Here is a 22,327-nt window from a genome sequence, read left to right as displayed (position 1 = left end):
ATCAACGCTGGGCGCTGTAGCGCGGTGCGGGCTGGTTGGTGGAAAGCTGGTTGAACATGGCCTTGCGCGCGGTCTCGTAGGCCTGCCACAGGCTGGCGTCATGCAGCGAAGGAATGGAGATCAGCTCACCGTGATCGAAGTCGATGAGCGCGGCGTCAACCAGGGCGGCGGCCGGCATGACGATGGCGGGGTCGAGGTGTTCCAGCGGCAGGCCGCCGTTGTCCCAGAATTCGGTGGCGGTCGCCCCTGGCAATACCGCCTGGATACGCACGCCCTTATCGGCCAGTTCGTGATGCAGCGATTGGCTGAAAGCGGTCACGAAGGCCTTGCTGCCTCCGTACACGCCATTGAGCACTTCCGGAGCGATGCTGACGATGGACGAGATGTTGATGATGGACCCGTTGCCACGCTCGACGAATCCGGGGATGGCGGCGTAGCTCAAGCGCATCAGCGCGGTGACATTGAGGTCGATCATTTGTGTCATCAGGCTGACGGCGCTGTCGAGCAACGGCGTATGGGTGCCGATACCCGCGTTATTGACCAGCAGGGTGATGCTCGCGTCTTGCTTGAGCTTGGCCTCGACGCTGGCCAGGCTCTGGGCATCACCCAGGTCGGCCTGCAACACCTCGACCACGCGCTGGGTTTCATCGGTGATGCGACGGGCCAGGTCGTTCAGGCGTTCACGGTTACGGGCGACCAGAATCAGGTCGTAGCCGCGACGGGCCAGGCGTTCGGCGTAGAGGGCGCCGATACCCGACGATGCGCCAGTGACCAGTGCGGTGCCTTTCGATGCGTTACTCATGGTGTGTCTCCAGGTTGGGGGTCGCTTGGGACACAGCATGGCGAGGATTGGGTTAGACCTAAATGACGTATATAGTCATGTTTTAGGACATGCCTGGCGCGGAACCTGACCATGCACAGAATCGGCTACCTGCTCTCCGACGACTTTCAAGTGCTTTCGCTGGCCACCCAGACGGTCTTCGAGTACGCCAACATCGTGGCCGAGGCGCCTTTCTATTCCATCGAGTTCTTCTCTGTCGCGGGCGGCATCGTGCGCTCGTCACTGGGGCTGGGCATCGAAACCCAAGCCCTGGACAGTCCAAAACTGGCGGACACCTGGATGATCGCCGGGGTCAATACCCCACTGCACACGCCGCCCAGTGAGGCGGCCCTGGCTTTTGTGCGTCAGGCTGGGCAACAGGCGCGGCGTGTGGCCGGCATCTGCACCGGCGGCTTCGTGCTGGCCCAGGCCGGTCTGCTCGACGGCCGCCGGGCAACCACTCACTGGGCCTATGGTGCCGCTCTGCAGCGCCTGTACCCGCAGATAAGCGTTGAAGACGATCGCATCTTCATCATCGATGGCAGCGTGTGGACATCAGCCGGCATGACCGCCGGCCTGGATCTGGCCCTGGGCATGGTGGAGAAGGATCTTGGCCCCGAAGTAGCGCGCTCGGTGGCGCATAAGCTGGTCATGCACCAGCGCCGATCAGGCGGGCAATCGCAACATTCGGAGATGCTCAGCCTGGCGCCGAAATCTGACCGCATCCAGAGCGCGTTGAACTACGCCCGACAGAACCTGCACAAACCGCTTAGCGTCGAGGAACTGGCCGAGGCCGTGCACCTCAGCCCGCGCCAGTTTACCCGCGTGTTCACTACCGAAACCGGGCAATCTCCGGCCAAGGCCGTCGAGCGCCTGCGCCTGGAAGCGGCGCGGGTGATGATCGAACAGAGCCGTCATTCACTGGACGTGATCGCCAAGGAAACCGGCTTCCGTGATCGTCGCCATATGCGCGAAGTGTTTATCCGCGGCTTCGGCGTTCCGCCTCAGGCGATACGACGGGACGTCCGTGGCGTAAGCGCCTGACCCTCGTTCAAGTGGTCTTTTGTTGCAGCCATTCACTGGGGCTGCTGCCCACCTTGCGGCGGAACGTACGCGCCAGTGCTGAGGGGCTTTCGTAGCCGACTTCTCCGGCAATCACGGCGATGGGTCGTCCCTCACGCAGGCGCTTCTGCGCCAGGCTGATGCGCCAGTCGGTTAGATAGTCCGCCGGCGTAACGCCTACCACCTGGTGGAAATGCGCCGCGAAACTCGCCCGCGACATACTCGCCAGCGTGGCCAGGTCCGCTACTGACCAGTTGCGTTGCGGTTCGTTGTGCATCGCCGTGAGCGAACGAGCCAGCCGCGGGTTGGCCAGTCCGGCCATCATTCCCGAGGCGATGCTGCGCTTGGCGATGAGGTGGCGAAGCAATTGAATCAGCATCAGCTCGAACAGGCGATTGAGCACCACATCGCGCCCACACTCTTCACCGAAGGCTTCTGCGAATAACCAGTCGAGACTGCCAGTGAGCCCAGACAGCTCCCTGAGCGGCTGCACGATGTAATCCGGCAATGCCAGGGTCAGCGGGTTGTTGGCCCCACCATCGAACCGCATGGTGGCGCAGACCAGCTCGGCAGCATCGGCCTCGGTGGCAATCAGCTGATGCTGTACCGGCCGCGCCACGAGTATCAGGCTCGGCTCCACCAGTTCGATGAGCTGATTGTGCTTGTCCCTGAAGCTCAAGCGTCCCGAGCGCAGCAGATGGGCATGGCCAAAACTGCCTTGTCCGTAGATATCCGTAACGCCACAGAACGCCCCTTGGTGGAAGGTCGCGGCGTGTGGATTGAAGTGTTTCAGCAGAATGGATAGGCGATCCATGATGGACTCGATTTGGACGATCTGTTGCATAACATCGACGATCTGAATCCGAATGTGAAGTTTGGGCTTCTAGTATGGGCTCCAAGCTTGATCGACAAGCTCGCTGTTAAACCTACTGGAGAACACCCATGACCCGTATCGCCGCTCTCACCTTGGAACAAGCCCCCACCGCTTCGCGCACGGCCCTCGAAGGCGTGCAGAAAGGTCTCGGTTTCATCCCCAACGCCTTCAAAACAATGGCCCACGCACCGGCCGCGCTGAATGGCTACCTCGCCCTGGCCCAAGCCTTGGGCAAAAGCTCGCTGAGCGTCGCCGAGCGCGAGGTTGTCGCACTAGCGACCTCCGAGGTCAACGGCTGCGACTACTGCATCGCCGCTCACTCATTCTTCGGCAGCAAAGCGGGACTGAATGCAGGCGATATTCAGCAGGCACGCTCGGGCTCCCTCAGCGCAGTGGCCACGCTGGCACGGCAGATAACCGAAAGCCGTGGCCAACTGAGTGATGGGCAACTCGCCGCCGCCCATGAAGCGGGCCTGAGCGATAGCAAAATTATCGAAGTGGTAGCGCAGGTCACGTTGTTAACCCTGACCAACTACCTGAACAACATTGCCGGCACGGCGATCGATTTCCCGCCATCGGCCCAGTAGGAGGTCAATCACCATGAACCCGGTAACCGTCTATACCACGCAACACTGCCCTGATTGCGTGAGTGCCAAGAAACTGCTGGCACACAAGGGCGTTGCCACCGTCGAAATTGACGTTGAGGCATCACCGCAACATCTAGCCGAAATGATGCAACGATCTCAGCGCAGAAGTGTGCCGCAGATATTCATTGGCGACGTGCATGTCGGCGGTTTTGACGACCTGGCTAGCCTCGAGCGCGGGGGCAAACTGGATTTGTTACTGCAGCCTTGATGCTCAACATCCATTGCTCCGGATAGCCGCCTTTTGCGTTTGCAGGGCGGCATCCTTTTTTGGATCAATGCCGTCAGCGAAAAGCTCACGGGCATCTGCAGGCCCTCGCCATCGCTGAGGGCGAAGTTTTAGCGGCTTTGACCTTGCGGCCTGAGAGACGCGTAGCCTGGGCGCACATGGTTATTCCAGCGCTGGATTCGGTATTCCATAAGCTACCAGCGGAACGCGTGGAATGCCGGTTTACGCAGATGCTGTTGGACGCTATCGGATTGTGCTGACACTGTAGGTGGCGTATTTGCTGGCTTTCAGGCACAAAAAAAAGACGCCTTTGGGCGTCTTTAGATGTGTATTTGGTGGAGCCGGGGGGATTTGAACCCCCGTCCGCCAGCACTCCGCTGTTGGTTCTACATGCTTAGCCGTGTCTACTGAGTTAACCCTTGGCCGCCCGACGGGCAGGGTGCTTTGGGCGAGTTGTGTAAGTTTTAGCCGCTTCGTCCACAACGTACTGCACGGCGATTCTGTTCTATCTGACAATCACTTCGGGTTTACAGACATCCCCTCGTGATTGCTGGAGCCGAAGCTACCAGGAGTGGCACTTGGCTGCTTACGCAGCTAGTTGCGCACCGTAATTGTCGTCATTGGCAATTATGGATTTTTGCAACAGTGGATTTACGAGTTCTGTTACCAACTCGGCATGCCCCTCGAGTTTTGTTTCCGGCGTCGAATCCTAATCGGCCCCAAAACTTTCCTACACAGGGTAGGACGCGCAGTGTACGTCAAAGGTTCAGCAGCGTCGACCGCCGTTCTGGCCTTAGAATGGCCGCCCTGCCTGCCGTGCCGCGGTTTTCTCGCGGCGCTGTGTCATCATTCCCTGGTCGCGATTAGGAGCGCCGGCAATGTCGTCTGTTCCGCAAAAGCCCTTGCGCCGCTGGATCTGGCAGGCGTTCCTGCAGAGTGCGCTGATTCCCCTGGTGCTGGTGGAGTCGGTGCTGATCGGGGTGTACCTGTACACCAACGAATCGATCCGCGAGGCCCAGGTCGGCCACCTGCAGAGCAGTGCCCTGCAGGACCTCGCCAGCGCCGTGCAGCGCGAGGGACAGGTGGTCGACGGCCGTTTGCGCGCCATCGAGACCCAGGTGAGCATCTTCCGCGATGCTGTCGACCATGCCCTGCGCGACCAGCGCTTCCAGCCCGATGCGCTGGAGCGGTCGCGGCACGCGCAGACCCCGGATGGGGTGTTCTACAGCCGCAGTGACGACGGCCGCGCCGCCTCCTTCTATGCCAGCAGCACGCCGGTGGCCCGCCAGGACCGCGACAAGGCGCTGCGCCTGTCCCAGGTCGACCCGCTAATGCGCTCGATCCGCGCGGCGGACAACCGGGTGGCCTCGGTGTATTTCAACAGCTGGGACAGCTACAACCGCATCTACCCCTTCTTCATGACGCCCGAGCAGTACCCGCATGACATGGTCATTCCGGCGTACAACTTCTATTACCTGGCCGATGCCGCGCACAACCCGCAGCGCAAGGTGGTGTGGACCGACGTGTACCTCGACCCGGCAGGGCAGGGCTGGCTGATGTCGGCCATCGCGCCGGTGTACCGCGGCGACTTCCTTGAAGGCGTGGTGGGCCTGGACGTGACCATCAGCCAGATGCTCGCCGAGTTCGCCAACCTGCAGGTGCCGTGGCAGGGCTACGCGCTGTTGGTGGGGCGCGACAATCGCATCATGGCGCTGCCGGAAGCCGGCGAGCGTGACTTCGGCCTGCGTGAACTGACCCAATATTCCTACGCCGAGGCGGTGCGCCGCGAGGTGCTCAAGCCCGAGGACTTCAAGCTCGATCGCTATCCGAGTTTGCACCCGCTGCTGGAGGCTATGGCCGAAGGCCGCAGCGGTGTGGAAGAGGTACAGCTGGGCGGGCGTTCGCAGCTGGTGGCCTGGAGCGAGATCCCGCAGACCGGCTGGCGTCTGCTGCTGGTGGTGGACGAGGCGAGCATCTTCCGCGAGACCAATCACCTGGCCGAGCAGTACCTGACTATCGGCTACCTGCTGATCGCCGGGCTGGTGTTCTTCTATCTGCTGTTCGGTACCTGGATGTGGCTGCGTGCGCGCCAGTTGAGCGGCCAGCTGGCCACGCCGATTGCCGGTATCGTCGGCATGATGCGCCGTCTGGCCCGCGGCGAGCAGCCCACGGACGTACCGCCCACCGGCATCCGCGAACTGGCCAGCATGGCCCAGGAAGTACGCAACGCCGGTGATCAGTTGCAGGCCAGCGAGGAACGCCGCGTCGAAGTCCAGCGCACCCTCGAACTGGTTCTGGAAAGCACCACGGAAAGCCTGTGGGAAGTCGAGGCGGGCAGCCTGTGCATCTGCATCAGCCAGCGCTTCGTCACCCGCTTCGGCCTGCGCGACAGTTGCCTGCCATTCGCCGAGTTCAACCAGCGCGTGCACCCGGATGACCTGCAGCGCATCCGCCACCTGCGCCTGAGCCTGGTCGCCGACAGCGACGAGGATTTCTTCGAGGCCGAGTACCGCTACGCCAATGCCGAGGGCACCTACGCCTGGCTGCTCAGCCGCGGCAAGGTGATCGAGCGTGACGAGCAGGGGCGCGCCGTGCGCGCGGCCGGTACGCATGTCGACATCACCCGGCTCAAGCTGGCCCAGGAGGAGCTGCGCCGCACCAGTCTGGAGGCGCAGTCGGCCAGCCAGGCCAAAAGCCGCTTTCTCTCCAGCATGAGCCACGAGCTGCGCACGCCGCTCAATGCCATCCACGGCTTCGCCCAGTTGATCGAACTGGAAACCCAGGAGCGCGAGGACGCGCGCCAGGAGCTGGAATACGCTCGCGAGATCGTCTCGGCGAGCCGACACCTGACTGCTCTGGTTGACGACATCCTCGACCTGTCGAGCATCGAGAGCCGTCGCCAGCACCTGCAACTCAAGCCGGTCGAGGTGGCCGGGCTGCTCAATGGCTGCGCCGAGCTGGTCCAGCCCGAGGCGCAGCAGCGTGGCCAGCAGTTGCGCGTGGCGGCTGCGGCCGGGCATGACCTGTACGTGCTGGCCGATGCCCGCCGGGTGCGCCAGGTGCTGCTCAACCTGCTGTCCAATGCGATGAAGTACAACAGCCCGCAGGGGCTGGTTAGCCTCGGTTACGAGGTGCGCCCGGGTTGCGTGCGCTTGTGGGTCGAGGACGGTGGTCCGGGGCTCAGCACCGAGCAGCAGGCGCAGCTGTTCCAGCCGTTCCAGCGCCTGGGTCGGGAAAGCTCGAACATTCCCGGCACCGGTATTGGCCTGGTGCTGTGCAAGGAGCTGGCGGCATTGATGGATGGCGAGATCGGTTTCAACAGCGAGCCGGATGTCGGCAGTCGCTTCTGGATCGACCTGCCCAGCGCCGCCGGCCCGCAGGGCAGCGAGACGTCAGCTGGCGGCAACCAGCCGTTGCTCGTTGCGCCGCTGGCGCAGGTGCTTTGTGTAGAGGATCACCCCGCCTGCCTGCGCGTGCTGCAGCAAGGCCTGCGGCAGATGGCCGAGGTGCAGAGTGCCGGTTCGGTGCGGCGCGCGCGTGAGCTGCTGGTGAGCGGCGAGCCGGCGCTGGTGGTGCTGGATCTCGACCTGCCGGATGGCAATGGCCTGGAGGTGCTCGACTGGATGCGCACGCAGCCGCGTCTGGTCGATGTGCCGGTGCTGGTGGTCAGCGCGGCCTGTGACGAGGCACTGGCAGCCGAGGCGCGCCAGCGTGGCGCGCAGGCCTGCCTGCTCAAACCCGTCGATCTGCAGCAGTTGCGCCAGCTGGCGCTGTCGCTCTTGGGGCAGAGCGGCTAACGCTACTCGCTGGCCTGCAACAGGTTCAGCGCTTCTTCCAGCACCCGCGCCGACTCTTCGTGGTCGCCGGCCTTGTGCAGCGTTTCACCTTCGGCGCGCAGGTCTTTCACCTGGGCCAATACCTCGGGATCGGCCGGCGGGTCAGTCTTCAACAGCTGATCGATCTTGGCCATGTCCTGTGGGCAATGCATGGCCCAGGAGTGGGTGCTGACCAGGCCAGTGCCGAACAGGGTCAGGGCGAGAATCAGGGGAATGCGACGCATGGGGCACCTCCGAACGTGGGATGGAGGCTTGCAGTATAGAAAGCGCTGGCCGCCTTGCGCGGCTGCGCCGATCGACCAGCCCCCGGCGGGGCTGGTCTGGAAGGCGATCAGCTACCGGCGCCTTCACCACCTTTATCGGTTTTTTCCAGCAGGGTCAGTGCCTGGGTGGCAGCCGACGCACAATCTTCATTGTTGCCTGCCTGTTGCGCGGCCTTGGCCTGGGTTTGCAGGTCTTCGACCTGGGTTTTCAGTGGCGCGGTAATCGTGGTGTGGGTGGCCAGTTGATCATCGAGCTTCTGCAGATTGATGCTGCACAGGTCGTCGGCCGCAAACACGGGGGAGGCGATCAGGGCAGTGGCAAAAATCAGGGCGGTACGTTTCATGGTGTCTCTCCTGTTGCTTCCTGTCAGGTCTCGGATCAGTCCGCACGAGCGGTGCTGCCGTGGAGCCATCGCGTCCGAGATGAAGTAAGCCCCGAGCGTGCGGGCTTATGAAGATGGACTTGGCAGGTCGCGCAGGGGTTCAGGTTTTTTTACTGTCACGCGGCTGCCACTCCCACTGTCCGGCGGGTAGAGGCAAGGGGAGGCGCGCTCGCGTGTTGTGGCAACCGGGCAGGGCTGCCCGGTTGGTCGAGGTACTTCAGTGCCCGTCGCAGCATTCGCCCCAGTGCTTTTGTTTCGAGGTGTGGCCGATGCCGGGGTTCAGCGCGTTGCTTGGGTCCAGTTCGCGGTAGAAACCCGCCAGTGCCGGCTTGGCGACGTACAGGTGGCCGACGTTGTGCTCGGCCGGGTACTCGGCGCGGCGCTCGTCGAGCAGGGTCCACATGCGGTGCTCCATCGCCAGCGGGTCGACGCCCTTGCGGATGATGTAGTCCTGGTGGAACACGTGGCAGAAGAAGTGCCCGTAGTAGAGCTTGTGGATGATCTGCTGCTCCATCTCGGCCGGCAGCGTCTCGACCCAGTCGCGATCGTTGCGGCGCAGGGCGATGTCCAGGGCGACGATGTCTTCCACGCTGCTGCGGTGCGCCTCGCGGTAGCGGATCGCCGCGCCGGCGATGGCGAAGCGATGGAGGAAGGCCTTGCGCCCTTCCTCGGCATCACAGGCGAAGAAGGCGCCGCTGCTGCGGCCGGCGAAGTACTCGGCGAGGAAGTCTTGGGTGGCCGCCAGGCTGTCGTTGGACACACGCACCAGCAGGTGATGCTCGAAGCGGTCGCGGTACTCGCGCATGCGCGGCGGCAGGTGGCTGGGTAGCAGGTTCATCAGCACCTGGATCGCCCGGTCAGCGACGCCGCGCAGGCCGAAGCGCTCGAAGAAACCGTCAACGCGGCTCTTCAGGGCGAAGGCGGCGGGGACTTTGGCGGTGCCGAAACGGTCGATCACCAGGAAGGTGTCCTTGCCGTACTGCTCGCCGATGTCGAAGGCGGTGCGGTGGATGTATTCACCGGCGATCGGCAGGCTTGGCAGGTGGGTGAGCAGGTGACGGCGCACCTCGGTGAGGTCGTGCGGGTCGTTGCTGCCGATGTAGAACACCGAGCTGGCTTCCTTGGCGTAGGTGTCCAGGCGCACGGCGAACAGGCACAGCTTGCCGGCCGAGCCGGAGGCTTCGAACAGGCGCGAGGGGTCGGCGTTGAAGCGCGCCGGGGTGTCGGCGTCGACGTCGCGCACGTGCTCGCCGTAGCGGGCGTCGGAGGCTTTGCCGGTGCCTTCGTTACTCACCTGCTGCGGGGTGTACTCGCCTTTCTGCAGGCGGGTGAGGATTTCCTCCGGGCTGTCGCCCAGCTCGATGCCCAGGTGGTTGACCAGTTCCAGCGAGCCGTCCGCCTGCACCTGCGCGTACAGCGCCAGTTCGGTGTAGGCCGGGCCGCGGCGGACCAGGGCACCGCCGGAGTTGTTGCACACGCCGCCCAGCACCGAGGCGCCGATGCACGAGGAACCGATCACCGAATGCGGCTCACGGCCCAGCGGGGCCAGGGCCTGCTCCAGGCGATCGAGGGTGGCGCCTGGCAGGCAGACCACCTGCTGGCCGTCGTTGATCAGCTGCACGCCGGTGATGCGCAGGGTGCTGACCAGCACGATCTCGCGGTCGTAGTTGTTGCCGTCCGGGGTCGAGCCGCCGGTCAGGCCGGTGTTGGCCGCCTGCATGATGACGATGCGGTCGGCCGCCACGGCGGCCTGCAGCACGCGCCACTGCTCCAACAGGCTACCGGGGCGGACCACGGCGAGCACGCCGCCGTCACCGGTGCGATGGCCCTTGCGAAAGCGCCGGGTGCTCTGTTCGTCGGTGAGCACGTGGTCGTTGCCGACCACCTCGCGCAGGCTGGCGAGCAGGGCGTCGCGGCTGATGGTTGACATGCTTCAGAGCTCCTTGACCAGCGAGTCGGCGCTGATGTCGCTGATCGACTTGGCGCCGGTCAGGACCATGGCCACGCGCATTTCCTTCTCGATCAGGTCGAGCAGGTTGAGCACGCCGGCACCGCCGGCTGCGGCCAGGGCGTAGACGAAGGCGCGGCCGAGCATCACGGTGTCGGCGCCCAGAGCGATCATGCGCACCACGTCGAGACCGCTGCGTACGCCGGAGTCGGCGAGGATCGCCAGTTCGCCTTTCACCGCGTCGGCGATGGCCGGCAGGGCGCGGGCGCTGGACAGTACGCCGTCGAGCTGGCGACCGCCGTGGTTGGACACGACGATGCCGTCGGCGCCGAAGCGCACGGCGTCCCTGGCGTCTTCGGCATCGAGGATGCCCTTGATCACCATCGGGCCGTCCCAGAATTCACGGATCCACTCCAGGTCTTTCCAGGAGATCGACGGGTCGAAGTTGGCGCCGAGCCAGCCGATGTAGTCGGCCAGGCCGGTCGGGTTGCCGCGGTAGGTGGAGATGTTGCCGAGGTCATGCGGGCGACCGCGCACGCCGACGTCCCAGGCCCAGGCCGGGTGCGTGACGGCTTGCAGCATGCGGCGTGCCGCGGCGTTGGTGCCGCTCATGCCGGAGTGGGCGTCGCGGTAGCGGGCACCCGGCGTGGGCATGTCGACGGTGAACACCAGGGTGGTTACGCCGGCAGCCTTGGCTCGCTCCAGGGCGTTCTTCATGAAGCCGCGATCTTTCAGCACGTAGAGCTGGAACCACATCGGCCGGTCGATGGCGGGCGCCACCTCCTCGATCGGACACACCGAAACGGTCGACAGGGTGAAGGGAATGCCCTTCACCGCGGCCGCCTGTGCGGCCTGCACCTCGCCGCGGCGCGCGTACATGCCGGTCAGCCCGACCGGGGCGAGCGCCACCGGCATGGACAGCGTTTCGTTGAACAGACGGGTTTCCAGACTCAGCTCGGACATGTTGCGCAGCACGCGCTGGCGCAAGGCGATGCTGGCCAGGTCCTCGACATTGCGTTTGAGCGTGTACTCGGCATAGGCGCCGCCGTCGATGTAGTGGAACAGGAACGGCGGCAGCTTGCGCTGGGCAGCGGCGCGGTAGTCGGTAGAGGCAGAAATGATCATGGGATTCACACCGATTGCTAGGGGGTGGAACAGGTCCGCCAGGCGACGATCACGTCAGCCTGGCGGGTACAGCGTTACAACCTTGTGCGCTTGGCGGGCATCGCTGCTGCCGGCCAAACGGCTGTCCTCAATGGACGAGCATGCCCGTCAGCCAGTAGGCCTGGGCCAGGGTGATCAGGCCGACGAAGGCGGCGAAGATCAGGCTGTGCTTGAGGGTGAAGCGGAACAGATCGGATTCCTTGCCAACCATGCCGGTGGCGGCGCAGGCCACGGCGATGGATTGTGGTGAGATCATCTTGCCGGTCACGCCGCCGCTGGTGTTGGCCGCGACCAGCAGTGTGTCGTTGACCCCGATCTGGTGTGCGGTGGTGGCCTGCAGCGAGCTGAACAGGGCGTTGGACGAGGTATCCGAGCCGGTGAGGAACACGCCCAGCCAGCCGAGGAATGGCGAGAAGAACGGGAACAGCACGCCGGTGCCGGCCAGGACCAGGGCCAGGGTGCTGGACATGCCCGAGTAGTTGGTGACGAAGGCGAACGCCAGCACCATGCCGATCGACAGGATCGGCCATTTCAGCTCGATCAGGGTTTCCTTGAATGTGGTCAGACCAGTTTTAGCATTGATCTTCAGCACCAGCATGGAGACCAGCGCGGAGAAGAAGATCGCGGTGCCGGTGGCGGAGATCGGGTCGAGCTTGAACACGGCCGGCATGGCGGTGGCAGCGGTGACGATCGGCGCGGTCTTGATCACCAGTTGGTCGAGGTGCGGGATGGCGAAATTGAACACCGTGCTGTACATCGAGCCGCCGGCGGCGAACAGCGCCTTGAACGGTTTCAGGGTCCAGATGGTGACCAGTACGGTGAGGATCAGGAACGGCGACCAGGCCTTGAGGATTTCACCGAAGCTGTATGGCGAAGGCGTGGTGCTGCGCTTGCCGCCGAAACCGCCAACGATGGCTGCACCGCCGGCCGATACGCCGACCACTTCCGGCTCGGCTGCGCGGCTCGGGCTCCAGACCTTGAGGAACAGGGTCAGGCAGACCAGGCTGACCAGCGCCGAGGTGATGTCCGGCAGTTCCGGGCCGATGTAGTTGGACGTGAAGTACTGGGTGACGGCAAAGCTGACACCGGCGACCAGTGCGGCCGGCCAGGTTTCCTTGATGCCACGCCAGCCGTCCATCATCGCCACCAGCCAGAACGGCACGATGATCGACAGCAGCGGTAGCTGACGGCCTGCCATGGCGCCGATCTTGAAGGCGTCAATGCCGGTGACCTGGCCGGCGACGATGATCGGAATGCCCAGGGCGCCGAAGGCTACCGGTGCGGTGTTGGCGATCAGGCACAGGCCAGCGGCGTACAGCGGATTGAAGCCGAGGCCGACGAGCAGGGCCGCGGTGATCGCCACCGGTGCACCGAAGCCGGCAGCACCTTCGAGGAAGGCGCCGAAGGAGAAGCCGATCAGCAGCACCTGCAGGCGTTGGTCGTCGGTGATCGACAGGACCGAGCTGCGGATGATCTCGAACTGGCCGCTCTTCACTGTCAGTTTGTAGAGGAATACTGCTGCGACGATGATCCAGGCAATGGGCCACAGGCCATAGGCGAAACCGTAACCGGCGGCGGCGAAGGCCATGTCGGCGGGCATCTGGAAGGCGAAGATGGCGACGATGATCGACAGCGCCAAAGTGATGCTGCCGGCGACATGACCTTTCAGGCGGAACACCGCCAGGGCCAGGAAAAAGAAGACGATGGGGATGAGCGCGACCAGCGCGGACAGGCCGAGGCTGCCGAGCGGTGTGTAGAGTTGTTGCCAGGTTTGCATGTGGGGTGGCTCCCTAATTGTTCTTGGTTTGCCTGTCATTCGGCTGCGGCGTTCTGGTGCTTGTGGCCCCGCAAACGCAGTACAGCCTGGTCGGCGCTGTTCGTCGCCTAAATTGGTAATACCAATTTACAAAATCGACGGCTCAGGGTAAAAGCCTGGCCGTCGGCATGTCAATTTCGCGCCCTACGACTTTGGTCGCGGGTAGGCTCATCCGTTGTCGCTTGTAGGCCCGCGGCGCGCTGGTTAGGCTGCCGCGACAGATGATGAAAAGCGGCGCCGCAGACGGGCTGTCGCAGGCAAGGGAAAATGGTGGGAACAGGTATGGGGTTTGGTCAGGTACAGCAGCGCCGTCTGTCGGACGATATCGTCAGCCAGCTCGAGTCGCTGATCCTCGAAGGCACGCTCAAGGCCGGCGAACGCCTGCCGGCCGAGCGTGCGCTGGCGGAGCAGTTCGGCGTGTCACGGCCATCGCTGCGCGAAGCAATCCAGAAGCTGGCGGCCAAGGGGTTGCTGGTCAGTCGCCAGGGCGGCGGCAACTATGTCGCCGCGGAGTTGGGCTCGACCTTCAGCGATCCACTGCTGCATCTCCTGGAGAGCAACCCGGATGCGCAGCGCGATCTGCTGGAGTTCCGCCACACGTTGGAAGGTTCATGCGCTTACTACGCGGCGCGGCGGGCGACGGAGGTCGATCATCAGCGTCTGCGTGAGGCCTTCGAAGCGCTGCAGGCCTGCTATGCGCCTGGCAGCAAGGCTACGCGGGCGGAAGAGGGCGCGGCCGATGCGCGCTTTCACCTGGCCATCGCCGAGGCCAGCCACAATGCCGTGCTGCTGCACACCATTCGTGGCCTGTTCGATTTGCTCAAGCACAACGTGGTGACCAACATCGGCGGTATGTACCTGCAGCGCAGCGAAACCCGCGACATGCTGATGCAGCAGCACCGGGCGTTGTTCGAAGCGATCATCGAGCGGCGTGCGGAGGAGGCGCGGGAGGTGTCGCACGGGCACATCCTCTACGTTCAGGAAGTGCTCGCCGAGGGGCAGCAGGAAGCCAAGCGCATGGCGCGCGCGCAGCGCCGCCAGGGCATCTAGCCTGACGGGTTAGTCGTCCTTGCCCTTGGTGCGCATGGCGCGCTGGACTTCGCGGTCGGCGTCACGCTCTTTCTCGGTGTGGCGCTTGTCGAAATCCTTCTTGCCCTTGGCCAGGGCGATCTCGCACTTGACCAGGTGCTGCTTCCAGTAGATCGACAGTGCGACGCAGGTGTAGCCCTTCTGCTGCACGGCGCCGAACAGCTTGTCCAGCTCGCGTCTGTTCAGCAGCAACTTGCGTGTACGAATGGGGTCGGCGATGACGTGGGTGCTGGCGGTCTTCAGCGGAGTGATGTGACACCCCATCAGCCAGGCTTCGTCGTCCTTGAGCAGCACGTAGCTGTCAACCAGCTGTGCCTTGCCTGCGCGCAGGCTCTTCACTTCCCAGCCGGACAGGGCGAGTCCAGCCTCGAACTTCTGTTCGACGAAGTAATCGTGCAGCGCCTTTTTGTTCAGCGCGATGGTCCCGGAGGGATGTTTCTTCTGTTTGGCCATAGGCGGCGCATTATAGGGAGTCGGCACGCTGCTGGCGACAGCCTGTGCTTGAGGGGGGCAAGTGAATTACGCACAATGCGCGCTTCTTGGCGGTCGGTCGGGTGCAAGCCCACTGCTGTGCCGCAGCTGCAGAAGTGAGAGGCGATGAGCACCCGAATCCAGCGATCCGCCCTGCTGCCCTATCCGGCGCAGGCGCTCTACGATCTGGTCAATGACGTGGCGGGCTACCCGCAGTTCCTGCCTTGGTGCTCGGCGGCCGAGGTGCTCGAGGTCAGCGAGACGCACATGCGCGCCAGTCTCAGCGTGGCCAAGGGCGGGCTCAGCCAGCGTTTCATGACGCGCAACACGCTGGTGCCGGGCAAGAGCATCGAGATGGCGCTCGAGGAGGGGCCGTTCAGCCAGTTGCACGGGCTGTGGGAGTTCAAGGCGCTGGGCGACAAGGCCTGCAAGATCAGTCTGGACATGACCTTCGATTACGCCGGTCCGCTGGTCAAGGCGACCCTCGGGCCGCTGTTCAACCAGGCGGCGAATACCCTGGTCGACGCTTTCTGCCAGCGGGCCAAGCAGCTTTATGGCTAAGCCAGGCATCACGGTTGAGGTGGCCTATGCGCTGGTGGACCGGCAGGCGTTGGTCAGCTTGGAGTTTCCGCAGGGTGTGACGGCGCGTGAGGCGGTACTGCAGTCCGGGCTGGGCGAAAGCTTTCCGCAGCTCGATCTGGCAACTGCGCCGCTGGGGATTTTCGGCAAGGCGCTGGCCAAACCGGAGGAGCGCATCCTGGAAGAAGGTGAGCGGGTAGAGATCTACCGGCCTCTGGTGGCCGACCCGAAAGAGGTGCGCAAGCAGCGCGCCGCCCGCGCCGCGTTGGCCAGGGCGACCGAGCAGCGCTGATCTGTCAGGGGGGGCTTGCTGAAATACAGCGTCCATAAAAAAGCCCGGTGAGACCGGGCTTTTTTGTTTACTGCGGGCTGCTTTCCAGTGGTTCCGGAATCGGTACCGGGACCGGTTCGGCCTGGTCGACTTCGCGCTGGATCTGTTCGAGCAGCGAGCCAGGTTTTGCGGGCTCTTCGGTTTCCTGCTGCGGTTGTTGCGGCGTGACGCGGGTTTCGCCGTCTTCGCCCATGATCGCCTGGTCACGGCTGACGCCCGGCATAAAGTCGCCGGCCAGGCCGATCAGTTGATCGTTGCCGTCGAACATCAGGCTCACACGTTCCTGGTAGCGCTGACGGCCACCCGGCTGAATGCTGTACAGGTAGTCCCAGCGTTTGGCGTGGAAGGTGTCGGTGATCAGCGGGTTACCCATGATAAACCGCACTTGTCGGCGGGTCATTCCGGGCTTCAACTGGTCTATCATGTCCTGCGTTACGACATTGCCCTGCTGGATGTCGATTTTATAAACCCCGGGAAATGAACAACCGGCGAGTGCGAACAGACCCACGAGTGTGAGGCTGGACAGCAAGAGCTTGGTGTTTTGCATCGGTGGGTGACTTCCACTATCTTGGCTGGGCAAAGTAAACCCCGATCATACCCGCATTAACGGAAGCTGCGAAGCAGCAACCTCGAGAAAGCTGACCATGGTTGAAAATAGCGAACTGCGCAAAGCCGGCCTGAAAGTAACCTTGCCGCGCGTGAAAATCCTGCAAATGCTCGACTCCGCCTCCAGCGGCCAGCGCCATATGAGTGCTGAAGATGTCTACAAGGCATTGATGGAAGCCGGTGAAGATGTCGGCCTGGCCACCGTTTACCGGGTTCTGACCCAGTTCGAGGCGGCGGGCCTGGTCGAGCGTCACAACTTCGATGGCGGCCATGCTGTCTTCGAACTGGCAGACGGGGGTCACCACGACCACATGGTCTGCGTCGATACCGGCGATGTCATCGAGTTCTTCGATCCGGAAATCGAGAAGCTGCAGAAAGAGATCGTCAAGAAGCACGGTTTCGAACTGGTCGATCACAATCTGGTGCTCTACGTGCGCCAGAAAAGCAAGTGATTCGAGCTGAATGAAAAAGGCGCCCAAGGGCGCCTTTTTCATGTCGACGAATCGGCTCAGTGTTGCGCGCTGGCGACCATTCTGCGGGCGTGCTGCAACGATTCGTCCGTGAGGTCGACGCCGCCGAGCATGCGCGCTACTTCTTCGATGCGCTGCACGTTGTCGAGGTTGGCCACCGCCGTGCGGGTTTCCTCGCTGTCGCGCTGCTTGTGCACGAACAGGTGTTGATGGCCCTGTGCGGCGACCTGCGGCAGGTGTGTGACGGTCAGCACTTGGCCGCGTTCGCCTAAGCGGCGCAGCAGTTGCCCGACCACTTCGGCGGTCGGGCCACCGATGCCGACGTCGACTTCGTCGAACACCAGGGTCGGCACGCGCGAGGTCTGTGCGGTGATGACCTGGATCGCCAGGCTGATGCGTGACAGCTCACCGCCCGAGGCGACCTTGGCCAGCGGTTTGATCGGTTGGCCGGGGTTGGCGCTGACCAGAAACTCCACCTGCTCCAGACCATGTGGCTGCGGTTCGTCCGCGTTGCCTGTCTGCAGTTCGATGCTGAAGCGCCCGCCGGGCATGCCCAGGCTCTGCATCTCGTCCTGCACGGCTGCGGCCAGGCGCGTGGCGGCCTGTTGGCGTAGCTGGCTGAGTTCTGCGGCCTTCTCCTGGAAGTGGCGAGCGTAGGCGGCGAGCTCTTCGCTGAGGCGTTCGGTGGCCTGGTCGTCGGCGTTGAGGCTTTCGAGCTCCTCGAACAACCGTTGTTGCAGTTCGCCGAGCTCGGTCGGCTGGATGCGGTGCTTGCGCGCCAGGGTATAGATGACGTCGAGGCGCTCCTCGAGTTGCTGTTGGCGTTGTGGGTCGGCATCGAAATGGTCGAGGAAGCGGTTCAGTTCGCCGATCGCCTCTTCTACCTGAATCTGCGCGCTGGCCAGCAGGTTGGTGGCTTCGCCCAGGGCGCTTGGCTGGTTGCTGAATGCGGTCAGGCGATTGAGGCTGGCGGTCAGGGCGGAGAGCACGTTGCCCGCATCGTTCTCGCTGCACAGTTCCAGTACCTGGCGGCAGGCGCCGAGCAGTTGTTCGGAGTTGCTCAGAGTCTTGTGTTCCTGCTCCAGTTGCTCCAGTTCGTTTTCGCCCAGGGCCAGGTTGTCGAGTTCTTCGAGCTGATAGCTGAGCAACTGATGGCGGGCGCGCTGCTCGTCGCTGGTCGAGGTCAGGCGTTGCAGTTCCTGGCGGGTCTGGCGCCAGCGCTGGGCGGCGAGGTGCACCTGGCGCGCCAGTTCCTGGCTGCCAGCATATTCGTCGAGCAGGCGGCGGTGGGTCTCCGGCTTGAGCAGCGATTGGTGCTCGTGCTGGCTGTGGATGTCGATCAGCAGCTCGCCCAACGCCTTGAGGTCGCCGAGCGGGCAGGGGCTGCCATTGATGTAGCCGCGCGAGCGCCCTTCGCTGGTGATGACCCGGCGCAGGATGCACGGGCCGTCGTGGTCCAGGTCGCGCTCGCCGAGCCAGGTGCGCGCTTCGGGAATATCGTCGAGGTCGAAGCTGGCGAGAATGTCGGCCTTGTCGGCGCCGGGGCGCACCACGCCGCTGTCGGCACGATCGCCGAGGGCCAAGCCCAAGGCGTCGAGCATGATCGACTTGCCTGCACCGGTTTCCCCGGTGATCACCGACATGCCGCGCTGCAGCTCGAGATCCAGGTGTTCGACGATGGCGTAGTTGTGAACCGACAGGTGCACCAGCATGGAATGCGCTCCCGAAAAGATTGGCCGTTCAGTATTTCGCTGGCTGGCAGGATGCCGAGCTTTTGTGCTGGCTATTTATACAGTGTTTTGTTTTGCCCTGACAATAACCCTTGAAACCTTGTGTTTGGGCCCCATATAGGCGGCATAAGCGCGGGCCATGACCCGCTGTCGCATTAACAGGAGGACCTAATGGCTGACGAACAGACCCTCGATACGCAGAACCCGCAAGACCATCCCGCAACCGAAGGCGTCGCCGGTGAAGACTTGGGCGCACGCGTGCTGGCGCTCGAAGAACAGCTGGCCGCCGCGCAGGATCAGTCGCTGCGCGTTGCTGCCGATCTGCAGAACGTGCGCCGCCGTGCCGAGCAGGACGTGGAGAAGGCGCACAAGTTCGCGCTGGAAAAATTCGCCAATGACCTGCTGCCGGTTGTCGACAGCCTGGAGCGTGGCTTGGAGCTGTCCAGCCCCAATGACGAGTCGATCAAGGCCGTGCGTGAAGGCATGGAGCTGACCCTCAAGCTGTTCCACGACACGCTCAAGCGTTACCAGATCGAAGCGGTCGATCCGCATGGTGCCCCGTTCAACCCGGAGCACCATCAGGCGATGGCCATGGAAGAGAGCACCCATGTCGAGCCGAACTCCGTGCTCAAGGTGTTCCAGAAGGGCTACCTGCTCAGCGGCCGCCTGTTGCGTCCGGCCATGGTGGTCGTGAGCAAAGCGCCCAGCGCGCCGCCGCCGTCGATTGACGAGCAGGCTTGAAATCGGCCGGTTGGCCCCCATCTGTTTAGTCAAGCGAATCAAGCTACGCGGCCCAAAGCAGCGGGCCGCGCTAAAACCAAGTTTTGGAGAGAATGAAATGGGCAGAATCATCGGTATCGACCTGGGGACCACCAACTCCTGCGTCGCTATTCTGGAAAACGGTAACGTCAAGGTCATCGAAAACGCCGAAGGCGCGCGTACCACGCCGTCGATCATCGCGTACGCCAACGACGGCGAAATCCTGGTCGGCCAGTCCGCCAAGCGTCAGGCGGTGACCAACCCGCACAACACCCTGTACGCGGTAAAGCGCCTGATCGGCCGCCGCTTCGACGAAGACGTCGTGCAGAAAGACATCAAGATGGTGCCGTACAAGATCGCCAAGGCTGACAACGGTGACGCCTGGGTCGAAGTGAATGGCCAGAAGATGGCGCCGCCGCAGATCTCCGCGGAAGTGCTGAAGAAGATGAAGAAGACCGCCGAAGACTATCTCGGCGAGGCCGTGACTGAAGCGGTCATCACCGTGCCGGCCTACTTCAACGACAGCCAGCGCCAAGCGACCAAGGACGCCGGCCGTATTGCCGGTCTCGAGGTCAAGCGCATCATCAACGAGCCGACCGCGGCTGCACTGGCCTATGGCATGGACAAGGGCAAGGGCGACCACACCGTGATCGTCTATGACCTGGGCGGCGGTACGTTCGACGTTTCGGTGATCGAGATCGCTGAAGTCGACGGCGAGCACCAGTTCGAAGTACTGGCCACCAACGGTGACACCTTCCTCGGCGGTGAGGACTTTGACATTCGCCTGATCGACTACCTCGTCGACGAATTCAAGAAAGAGTCCGGTATCGACCTGAAGGGCGATCCGCTGGCCATGCAGCGCCTGAAGGAGTCCGCCGAGAAGGCCAAGATCGAGCTGTCGTCCGCGCAGCAGACCGACGTCAACCTGCCGTATATCACTGCAGATGCGACCGGTCCGAAGCACCTGAACGTGAAGATCTCCCGCGCCAAGCTGGAAGCCCTGGTCGAAGACCTGGTCACTCGTACCATCGAGCCGTGCCGCATTGCCCTGAAAGACTCCGGTCTGGACGTCGGCAGCATCGACGAAGTGATTCTGGTCGGCGGTCAGACCCGCATGCCGCTGGTGCAGCAGAAGGTCGCCGAGTTCTTCGGTAAAGAAGCGCGCAAGGACGTCAACCCGGACGAAGCCGTAGCCATCGGTGCTGCGATTCAGGGTGCCGTTCTGGCTGGCGACGTCAAGGACGTGCTGCTGCTCGACGTCTCGCCGCTGACCCTGGGTATCGAAACCATGGGCGGCGTGATGACCGCGCTGATCGAGAAGAACACCACCATCCCGACCAAGAAGTCGCAGGTGTTCTCGACTGCCGACGACAACCAGGGCGCAGTGACCATCCATGTGCTGCAGGGCGAGCGCAAGCAAGCCGCGCAGAACAAGTCGCTGGGCAAGTTCGACCTGGCCGAGATTCCGCCGGCTCCGCGTGGCGTGCCGCAGATCGAAGTGACCTTCGACATCGACGCCAACGGCATTCTGCACGTCGGCGCCAAAGACAAGGCCACCGGCAAGCAGCAGTCCATCGTGATCAAGGCCAACTCCGGTCTGTCCGAGGAGGAAATCGAGCAGATGGTGCGTGATGCCGAGGCCAACGCCGAGGAAGATCGCAAGTTCGAGGAGCTGGTCACTGCCCGTAACCAAGGCGACGGTCTGGTGCATGCCACGCGCAAGATGATAACCGAGGCGGGCGACAAGGCCACTGCCGACGAGAAAGCGGCCATCGAGAAAGCCCTGGGCGAACTCGAAGTGGCGGTGAAGGGCGACGACAAGGCGGCCATCGAGGCCAAGATGAATGCTCTGTCCGAGGTCACCACGCCGCTGGCGCAGAAGATGTACGCCGAGCAGCCGCAGCCGGGTGCTGCGCCTCAGGGTGGCGCCGATGCCGCTCAGGACGGTGCCGACGATGTGGTCGACGCCGAGTTCGAAGAGGTGAAGGACAACAAGTAAGCCGCGGCTTGCTTCCGCTCCAGCCCGCCGCAGCGTGATTGCGGCGGGCAGATCCGTCACGCGGGGGCTTGCTCCCGCGTTGGCGTGTCTGGGGTAGACGAATTGAGGGTGTTGAAGATTTATGGCCAAACGTGACTATTACGAAGTGCTCGGTGTCGAGCGCGGCGCCAGCGAAGCGGAGCTGAAGAAGGCTTATCGCCGTTTGGCGATGAAGTTTCACCCGGACCGCAACCCGGACGACAAAGCCGCCGAAGAGCAGTTCAAGGAGGCCAACGAGGCCTACGAAGTGCTGTCCGATGCGGCCAAGCGTTCGGCCTACGACCAGTACGGGCATGCCGGCGTCGACCCGCAGACGGGGGGCGGTGGTGGCTTCGGTGCGGGCGGCGCGAACTTCTCCGACATTTTCGGCGATGTGTTCAGCGATTTCTTCGGTGGCGGTCGTGGCGGCGGTTCGCGCGGTGGCGCGCAGCGTGGCAGCGATCTGCGTTACACGCTGGAGCTGGATCTCGAGGAAGCGGTGCGCGGCACCACGGTGACCATTCGCGTGCCGACCCTGGTCAACTGCAAGACCTGTGAAGGCTCCGGCGCGAAGAAGGGCACCAGTCCGGTGACCTGTACCACCTGTGGCGGTATCGGCCAGGTGCGTATGCAGCAGGGCTTCTTCTCGGTGCAGCAGACCTGCCCGCGTTGCCACGGCAACGGCAAGATGATCACCGACCCGTGTGGCTCGTGCCACGGCCAGGGGCGTGTGGAAGAGAGCAAGACCTTGTCGGTCAAGGTGCCGGCGGGTGTCGATACCGGTGACCGCATCCGCCTGACCGGCGAAGGTGAGGCTGGCAGCATGGGTGGCCCGGCGGGCGACCTGTATGTGGTGGTCAATGTGCGCGAGCACGCGATCTTCCAGCGCGATGGCAAGCACCTGTACTGCGAAGTACCGATCAGCTTTGCCGATGCGGCGCTGGGCGGTGAGCTGGAAGTGCCGACCCTGGATGGCCGGGTCAAGCTGAAGATTCCGGAAGGTACCCAGACCGGCAAGCTGTTCCGTCTGCGTGGCAAGGGCGTGGCTCCGGTGCGTGGCGGCGGTGCCGGCGACCTGATGTGCAAGGTGGCGGTGGAAACGCCGGTCAACCTGAACAAGCGTCAGCGTGAGTTGCTGGATGAGTTCCGCAAGTCGCTGGAAGGTGACAGCTCCCATTCGCCGAAGGCCAGTGGCTGGTTCGACGGCGTGAAGCGCTTCTTCGGTGATATCTAAGG

21 protein-coding genes and 1 other RNA gene are annotated in these 22,327 nt (G+C 63.5%); 11 read left to right on the top strand and 11 right to left on the bottom strand.

Going from position 1 to position 22,327, the window contains the following annotated elements:
• Nucleotide 1 precedes the first annotated feature (1 nt).
• Nucleotides 2-802, bottom strand: a complete 801-nt coding sequence (locus IB229_RS05875; RefSeq protein ID WP_192325879.1) for an SDR family NAD(P)-dependent oxidoreductase — start codon at nt 800-802, stop codon at nt 2-4.
• Between the two features lie 111 nt (nt 803-913).
• Here IB229_RS05875 and IB229_RS05870 point away from each other — a divergent pair, with 111 nt between their 5' ends.
• The gene (locus IB229_RS05870) at nt 914-1,864 is read left to right on the top strand and encodes a GlxA family transcriptional regulator (RefSeq protein ID WP_192325877.1); all 951 of its coding nucleotides are present in this window, start codon (nt 914-916) and stop codon (nt 1,862-1,864) included.
• Nucleotides 1,865-1,871: 7 nt separating this feature from the next.
• Here IB229_RS05870 and IB229_RS05865 read toward each other — a convergent pair whose 3' ends face one another.
• Complete coding sequence (locus tag IB229_RS05865; RefSeq protein WP_192325875.1) at nt 1,872-2,696, bottom strand: AraC family transcriptional regulator; 825 nt, start codon at nt 2,694-2,696, stop codon at nt 1,872-1,874.
• 128 nt (nt 2,697-2,824) lie between these two features.
• Between IB229_RS05865 and IB229_RS05860 the strand changes: the two genes are divergently transcribed.
• Nucleotides 2,825-3,343, top strand: coding sequence for a carboxymuconolactone decarboxylase family protein (locus IB229_RS05860; protein ID WP_192325873.1), 519 nt, complete (start codon nt 2,825-2,827; stop codon nt 3,341-3,343).
• A 13-nt stretch (nt 3,344-3,356) separates the two neighbouring features.
• The gene (gene grxC, locus IB229_RS05855; RefSeq protein ID WP_192325871.1) at nt 3,357-3,611 is read left to right on the top strand and encodes a glutaredoxin 3; all 255 of its coding nucleotides are present in this window, start codon (nt 3,357-3,359) and stop codon (nt 3,609-3,611) included.
• A 351-nt stretch (nt 3,612-3,962) separates the two neighbouring features.
• On the opposite strand, the gene ssrA is transcribed toward grxC, so the two are convergent.
• Nucleotides 3,963-4,350, bottom strand: a transfer-messenger RNA (tmRNA) gene (gene ssrA, locus IB229_RS05850).
• Between the two features lie 157 nt (nt 4,351-4,507).
• Here ssrA and IB229_RS05845 point away from each other — a divergent pair.
• Nucleotides 4,508-7,426, top strand: a complete 2,919-nt coding sequence (locus IB229_RS05845; protein WP_192325870.1) for an ATP-binding protein — start codon at nt 4,508-4,510, stop codon at nt 7,424-7,426.
• Nucleotides 7,427-7,428: 2 nt separating this feature from the next.
• Here IB229_RS05845 and IB229_RS05840 read toward each other — a convergent pair whose 3' ends face one another.
• The 5 genes from IB229_RS05840 to IB229_RS05820 all read right to left on the bottom strand — a co-directional run bounded on the left by IB229_RS05840 (nt 7,429) and on the right by IB229_RS05820 (nt 13,000).
• On the bottom strand, nt 7,429-7,689 hold the full coding sequence (locus tag IB229_RS05840) for a hypothetical protein (protein ID WP_192325868.1): 261 nt from the start codon (nt 7,687-7,689) through the stop codon (nt 7,429-7,431).
• Between the two features lie 107 nt (nt 7,690-7,796).
• Nucleotides 7,797-8,072, bottom strand: a complete 276-nt coding sequence (locus IB229_RS05835; RefSeq protein ID WP_192325866.1) for a hypothetical protein — start codon at nt 8,070-8,072, stop codon at nt 7,797-7,799.
• Between the two features lie 256 nt (nt 8,073-8,328).
• Entirely contained in the window at nt 8,329-10,041 is a 1,713-nt protein-coding gene (gene dld / locus IB229_RS05830) for a D-lactate dehydrogenase (RefSeq protein WP_192325864.1), read from the bottom strand.
• Between the two features lie 3 nt (nt 10,042-10,044).
• A complete protein-coding gene (gene lldD, locus IB229_RS05825; protein WP_192325862.1) occupies nt 10,045-11,184 on the bottom strand; it encodes an FMN-dependent L-lactate dehydrogenase LldD in 1,140 nt (379 codons plus the stop codon).
• A 127-nt stretch (nt 11,185-11,311) separates the two neighbouring features.
• Nucleotides 11,312-13,000: a lactate permease LctP family transporter gene (locus tag IB229_RS05820; RefSeq protein ID WP_192325860.1), complete on the bottom strand. Its 1,689-nt coding sequence runs from the start codon at nt 12,998-13,000 to the stop codon at nt 11,312-11,314.
• A 321-nt stretch (nt 13,001-13,321) separates the two neighbouring features.
• Between IB229_RS05820 and IB229_RS05815 the strand changes: the two genes are divergently transcribed.
• Nucleotides 13,322-14,089 carry an FCD domain-containing protein gene (locus tag IB229_RS05815; protein ID WP_192325858.1) on the top strand — a complete coding sequence of 256 codons (768 nt, stop codon included), beginning with the start codon at nt 13,322-13,324 and terminating at the stop codon, nt 14,087-14,089.
• A 9-nt stretch (nt 14,090-14,098) separates the two neighbouring features.
• Here the strand turns inward: IB229_RS05815 and smpB are convergent, their stop codons facing one another.
• Complete coding sequence (gene smpB / locus IB229_RS05810) at nt 14,099-14,581, bottom strand: SsrA-binding protein SmpB (protein ID WP_192325856.1); 483 nt, start codon at nt 14,579-14,581, stop codon at nt 14,099-14,101.
• A 144-nt stretch (nt 14,582-14,725) separates the two neighbouring features.
• On the opposite strand from smpB, the gene IB229_RS05805 reads away from it, so the two are divergent.
• Together IB229_RS05805 and IB229_RS05800 are read left to right on the top strand one after the other, a co-directional pair.
• A complete protein-coding gene (locus tag IB229_RS05805) occupies nt 14,726-15,160 on the top strand; it encodes a type II toxin-antitoxin system RatA family toxin (RefSeq protein WP_192325854.1) in 435 nt (144 codons plus the stop codon).
• Nucleotides 15,153-15,470 carry an RnfH family protein gene (locus tag IB229_RS05800; RefSeq protein ID WP_192325852.1) on the top strand — a complete coding sequence of 106 codons (318 nt, stop codon included), beginning with the start codon at nt 15,153-15,155 and terminating at the stop codon, nt 15,468-15,470. The genes IB229_RS05805 and IB229_RS05800 overlap by 8 nt, the downstream gene beginning before the upstream one ends.
• 67 nt (nt 15,471-15,537) lie before the next feature.
• Here the strand turns inward: IB229_RS05800 and IB229_RS05795 are convergent, their stop codons facing one another.
• Entirely contained in the window at nt 15,538-16,056 is a 519-nt protein-coding gene (locus IB229_RS05795) for an outer membrane protein assembly factor BamE (RefSeq protein WP_192325850.1), read from the bottom strand.
• A gap of 97 nt (nt 16,057-16,153) precedes the next feature.
• Between IB229_RS05795 and fur the strand changes: the two genes are divergently transcribed.
• Nucleotides 16,154-16,567, top strand: a complete 414-nt coding sequence (fur, locus tag IB229_RS05790) for a ferric iron uptake transcriptional regulator (protein WP_192325848.1) — start codon at nt 16,154-16,156, stop codon at nt 16,565-16,567.
• A 56-nt stretch (nt 16,568-16,623) separates the two neighbouring features.
• On the opposite strand, the gene recN is transcribed toward fur, so the two are convergent.
• The gene (gene recN / locus IB229_RS05785; protein WP_192325846.1) at nt 16,624-18,297 is read right to left on the bottom strand and encodes a DNA repair protein RecN; all 1,674 of its coding nucleotides are present in this window, start codon (nt 18,295-18,297) and stop codon (nt 16,624-16,626) included.
• Nucleotides 18,298-18,486: 189 nt separating this feature from the next.
• Here recN and grpE point away from each other — a divergent pair, with 189 nt between their 5' ends.
• From grpE to dnaJ, 3 genes are all read left to right on the top strand, one after another.
• Nucleotides 18,487-19,056, top strand: a complete 570-nt coding sequence (gene grpE / locus IB229_RS05780; protein WP_192325844.1) for a nucleotide exchange factor GrpE — start codon at nt 18,487-18,489, stop codon at nt 19,054-19,056.
• A 97-nt stretch (nt 19,057-19,153) separates the two neighbouring features.
• Entirely contained in the window at nt 19,154-21,073 is a 1,920-nt protein-coding gene (gene dnaK, locus IB229_RS05775) for a molecular chaperone DnaK (protein WP_192325842.1), read from the top strand.
• 121 nt (nt 21,074-21,194) lie between these two features.
• Nucleotides 21,195-22,325: a molecular chaperone DnaJ gene (dnaJ, locus tag IB229_RS05770; RefSeq protein ID WP_192325840.1), complete on the top strand. Its 1,131-nt coding sequence runs from the start codon at nt 21,195-21,197 to the stop codon at nt 22,323-22,325.
• Nucleotides 22,326-22,327 lie beyond the last annotated feature (2 nt).

Origin of the sequence: Pseudomonas sp. PDM14 (assembly GCF_014851905.1) — a bacterium.
GTDB lineage: Bacteria > Pseudomonadota > Gammaproteobacteria > Pseudomonadales > Pseudomonadaceae > Aquipseudomonas.
Note: the sequence above shows the minus strand (reverse complement) of the source record. Positions and strands in the feature narration are given on the sequence as shown.

Excerpts from the sequence above, each read along its gene's own strand:
- IB229_RS05875 (WP_192325879.1), bottom strand. The coding sequence starts at position 802 with ATGAGTAACGCATCGAAAGGCACCGCACTGGTCACTGGCGCATCGTCG.
- IB229_RS05870 (WP_192325877.1), top strand. The coding sequence starts at position 914 with ATGCACAGAATCGGCTACCTGCTCTCCGACGACTTTCAAGTGCTTTCG.
- IB229_RS05865 (WP_192325875.1), bottom strand. The coding sequence starts at position 2,696 with ATGGATCGCCTATCCATTCTGCTGAAACACTTCAATCCACACGCCGCG.
- IB229_RS05860 (WP_192325873.1), top strand. The coding sequence starts at position 2,825 with ATGACCCGTATCGCCGCTCTCACCTTGGAACAAGCCCCCACCGCTTCG.
- grxC (WP_192325871.1), top strand. The coding sequence starts at position 3,357 with ATGAACCCGGTAACCGTCTATACCACGCAACACTGCCCTGATTGCGTG.
- IB229_RS05845 (WP_192325870.1), top strand. The coding sequence starts at position 4,508 with ATGTCGTCTGTTCCGCAAAAGCCCTTGCGCCGCTGGATCTGGCAGGCG.
- IB229_RS05840 (WP_192325868.1), bottom strand. The coding sequence starts at position 7,689 with ATGCGTCGCATTCCCCTGATTCTCGCCCTGACCCTGTTCGGCACTGGC.
- IB229_RS05835 (WP_192325866.1), bottom strand. The coding sequence starts at position 8,072 with ATGAAACGTACCGCCCTGATTTTTGCCACTGCCCTGATCGCCTCCCCC.
- dld (WP_192325864.1), bottom strand. The coding sequence starts at position 10,041 with ATGTCAACCATCAGCCGCGACGCCCTGCTCGCCAGCCTGCGCGAGGTG.
- lldD (WP_192325862.1), bottom strand. The coding sequence starts at position 11,184 with ATGATCATTTCTGCCTCTACCGACTACCGCGCCGCTGCCCAGCGCAAG.
- IB229_RS05820 (WP_192325860.1), bottom strand. The coding sequence starts at position 13,000 with ATGCAAACCTGGCAACAACTCTACACACCGCTCGGCAGCCTCGGCCTG.
- IB229_RS05815 (WP_192325858.1), top strand. The coding sequence starts at position 13,322 with ATGGGGTTTGGTCAGGTACAGCAGCGCCGTCTGTCGGACGATATCGTC.
- smpB (WP_192325856.1), bottom strand. The coding sequence starts at position 14,581 with ATGGCCAAACAGAAGAAACATCCCTCCGGGACCATCGCGCTGAACAAA.
- IB229_RS05805 (WP_192325854.1), top strand. The coding sequence starts at position 14,726 with ATGAGCACCCGAATCCAGCGATCCGCCCTGCTGCCCTATCCGGCGCAG.
- IB229_RS05800 (WP_192325852.1), top strand. The coding sequence starts at position 15,153 with ATGGCTAAGCCAGGCATCACGGTTGAGGTGGCCTATGCGCTGGTGGAC.
- IB229_RS05795 (WP_192325850.1), bottom strand. The coding sequence starts at position 16,056 with ATGCAAAACACCAAGCTCTTGCTGTCCAGCCTCACACTCGTGGGTCTG.
- fur (WP_192325848.1), top strand. The coding sequence starts at position 16,154 with ATGGTTGAAAATAGCGAACTGCGCAAAGCCGGCCTGAAAGTAACCTTG.
- recN (WP_192325846.1), bottom strand. The coding sequence starts at position 18,297 with ATGCTGGTGCACCTGTCGGTTCACAACTACGCCATCGTCGAACACCTG.
- grpE (WP_192325844.1), top strand. The coding sequence starts at position 18,487 with ATGGCTGACGAACAGACCCTCGATACGCAGAACCCGCAAGACCATCCC.
- dnaK (WP_192325842.1), top strand. The coding sequence starts at position 19,154 with ATGGGCAGAATCATCGGTATCGACCTGGGGACCACCAACTCCTGCGTC.
- dnaJ (WP_192325840.1), top strand. The coding sequence starts at position 21,195 with ATGGCCAAACGTGACTATTACGAAGTGCTCGGTGTCGAGCGCGGCGCC.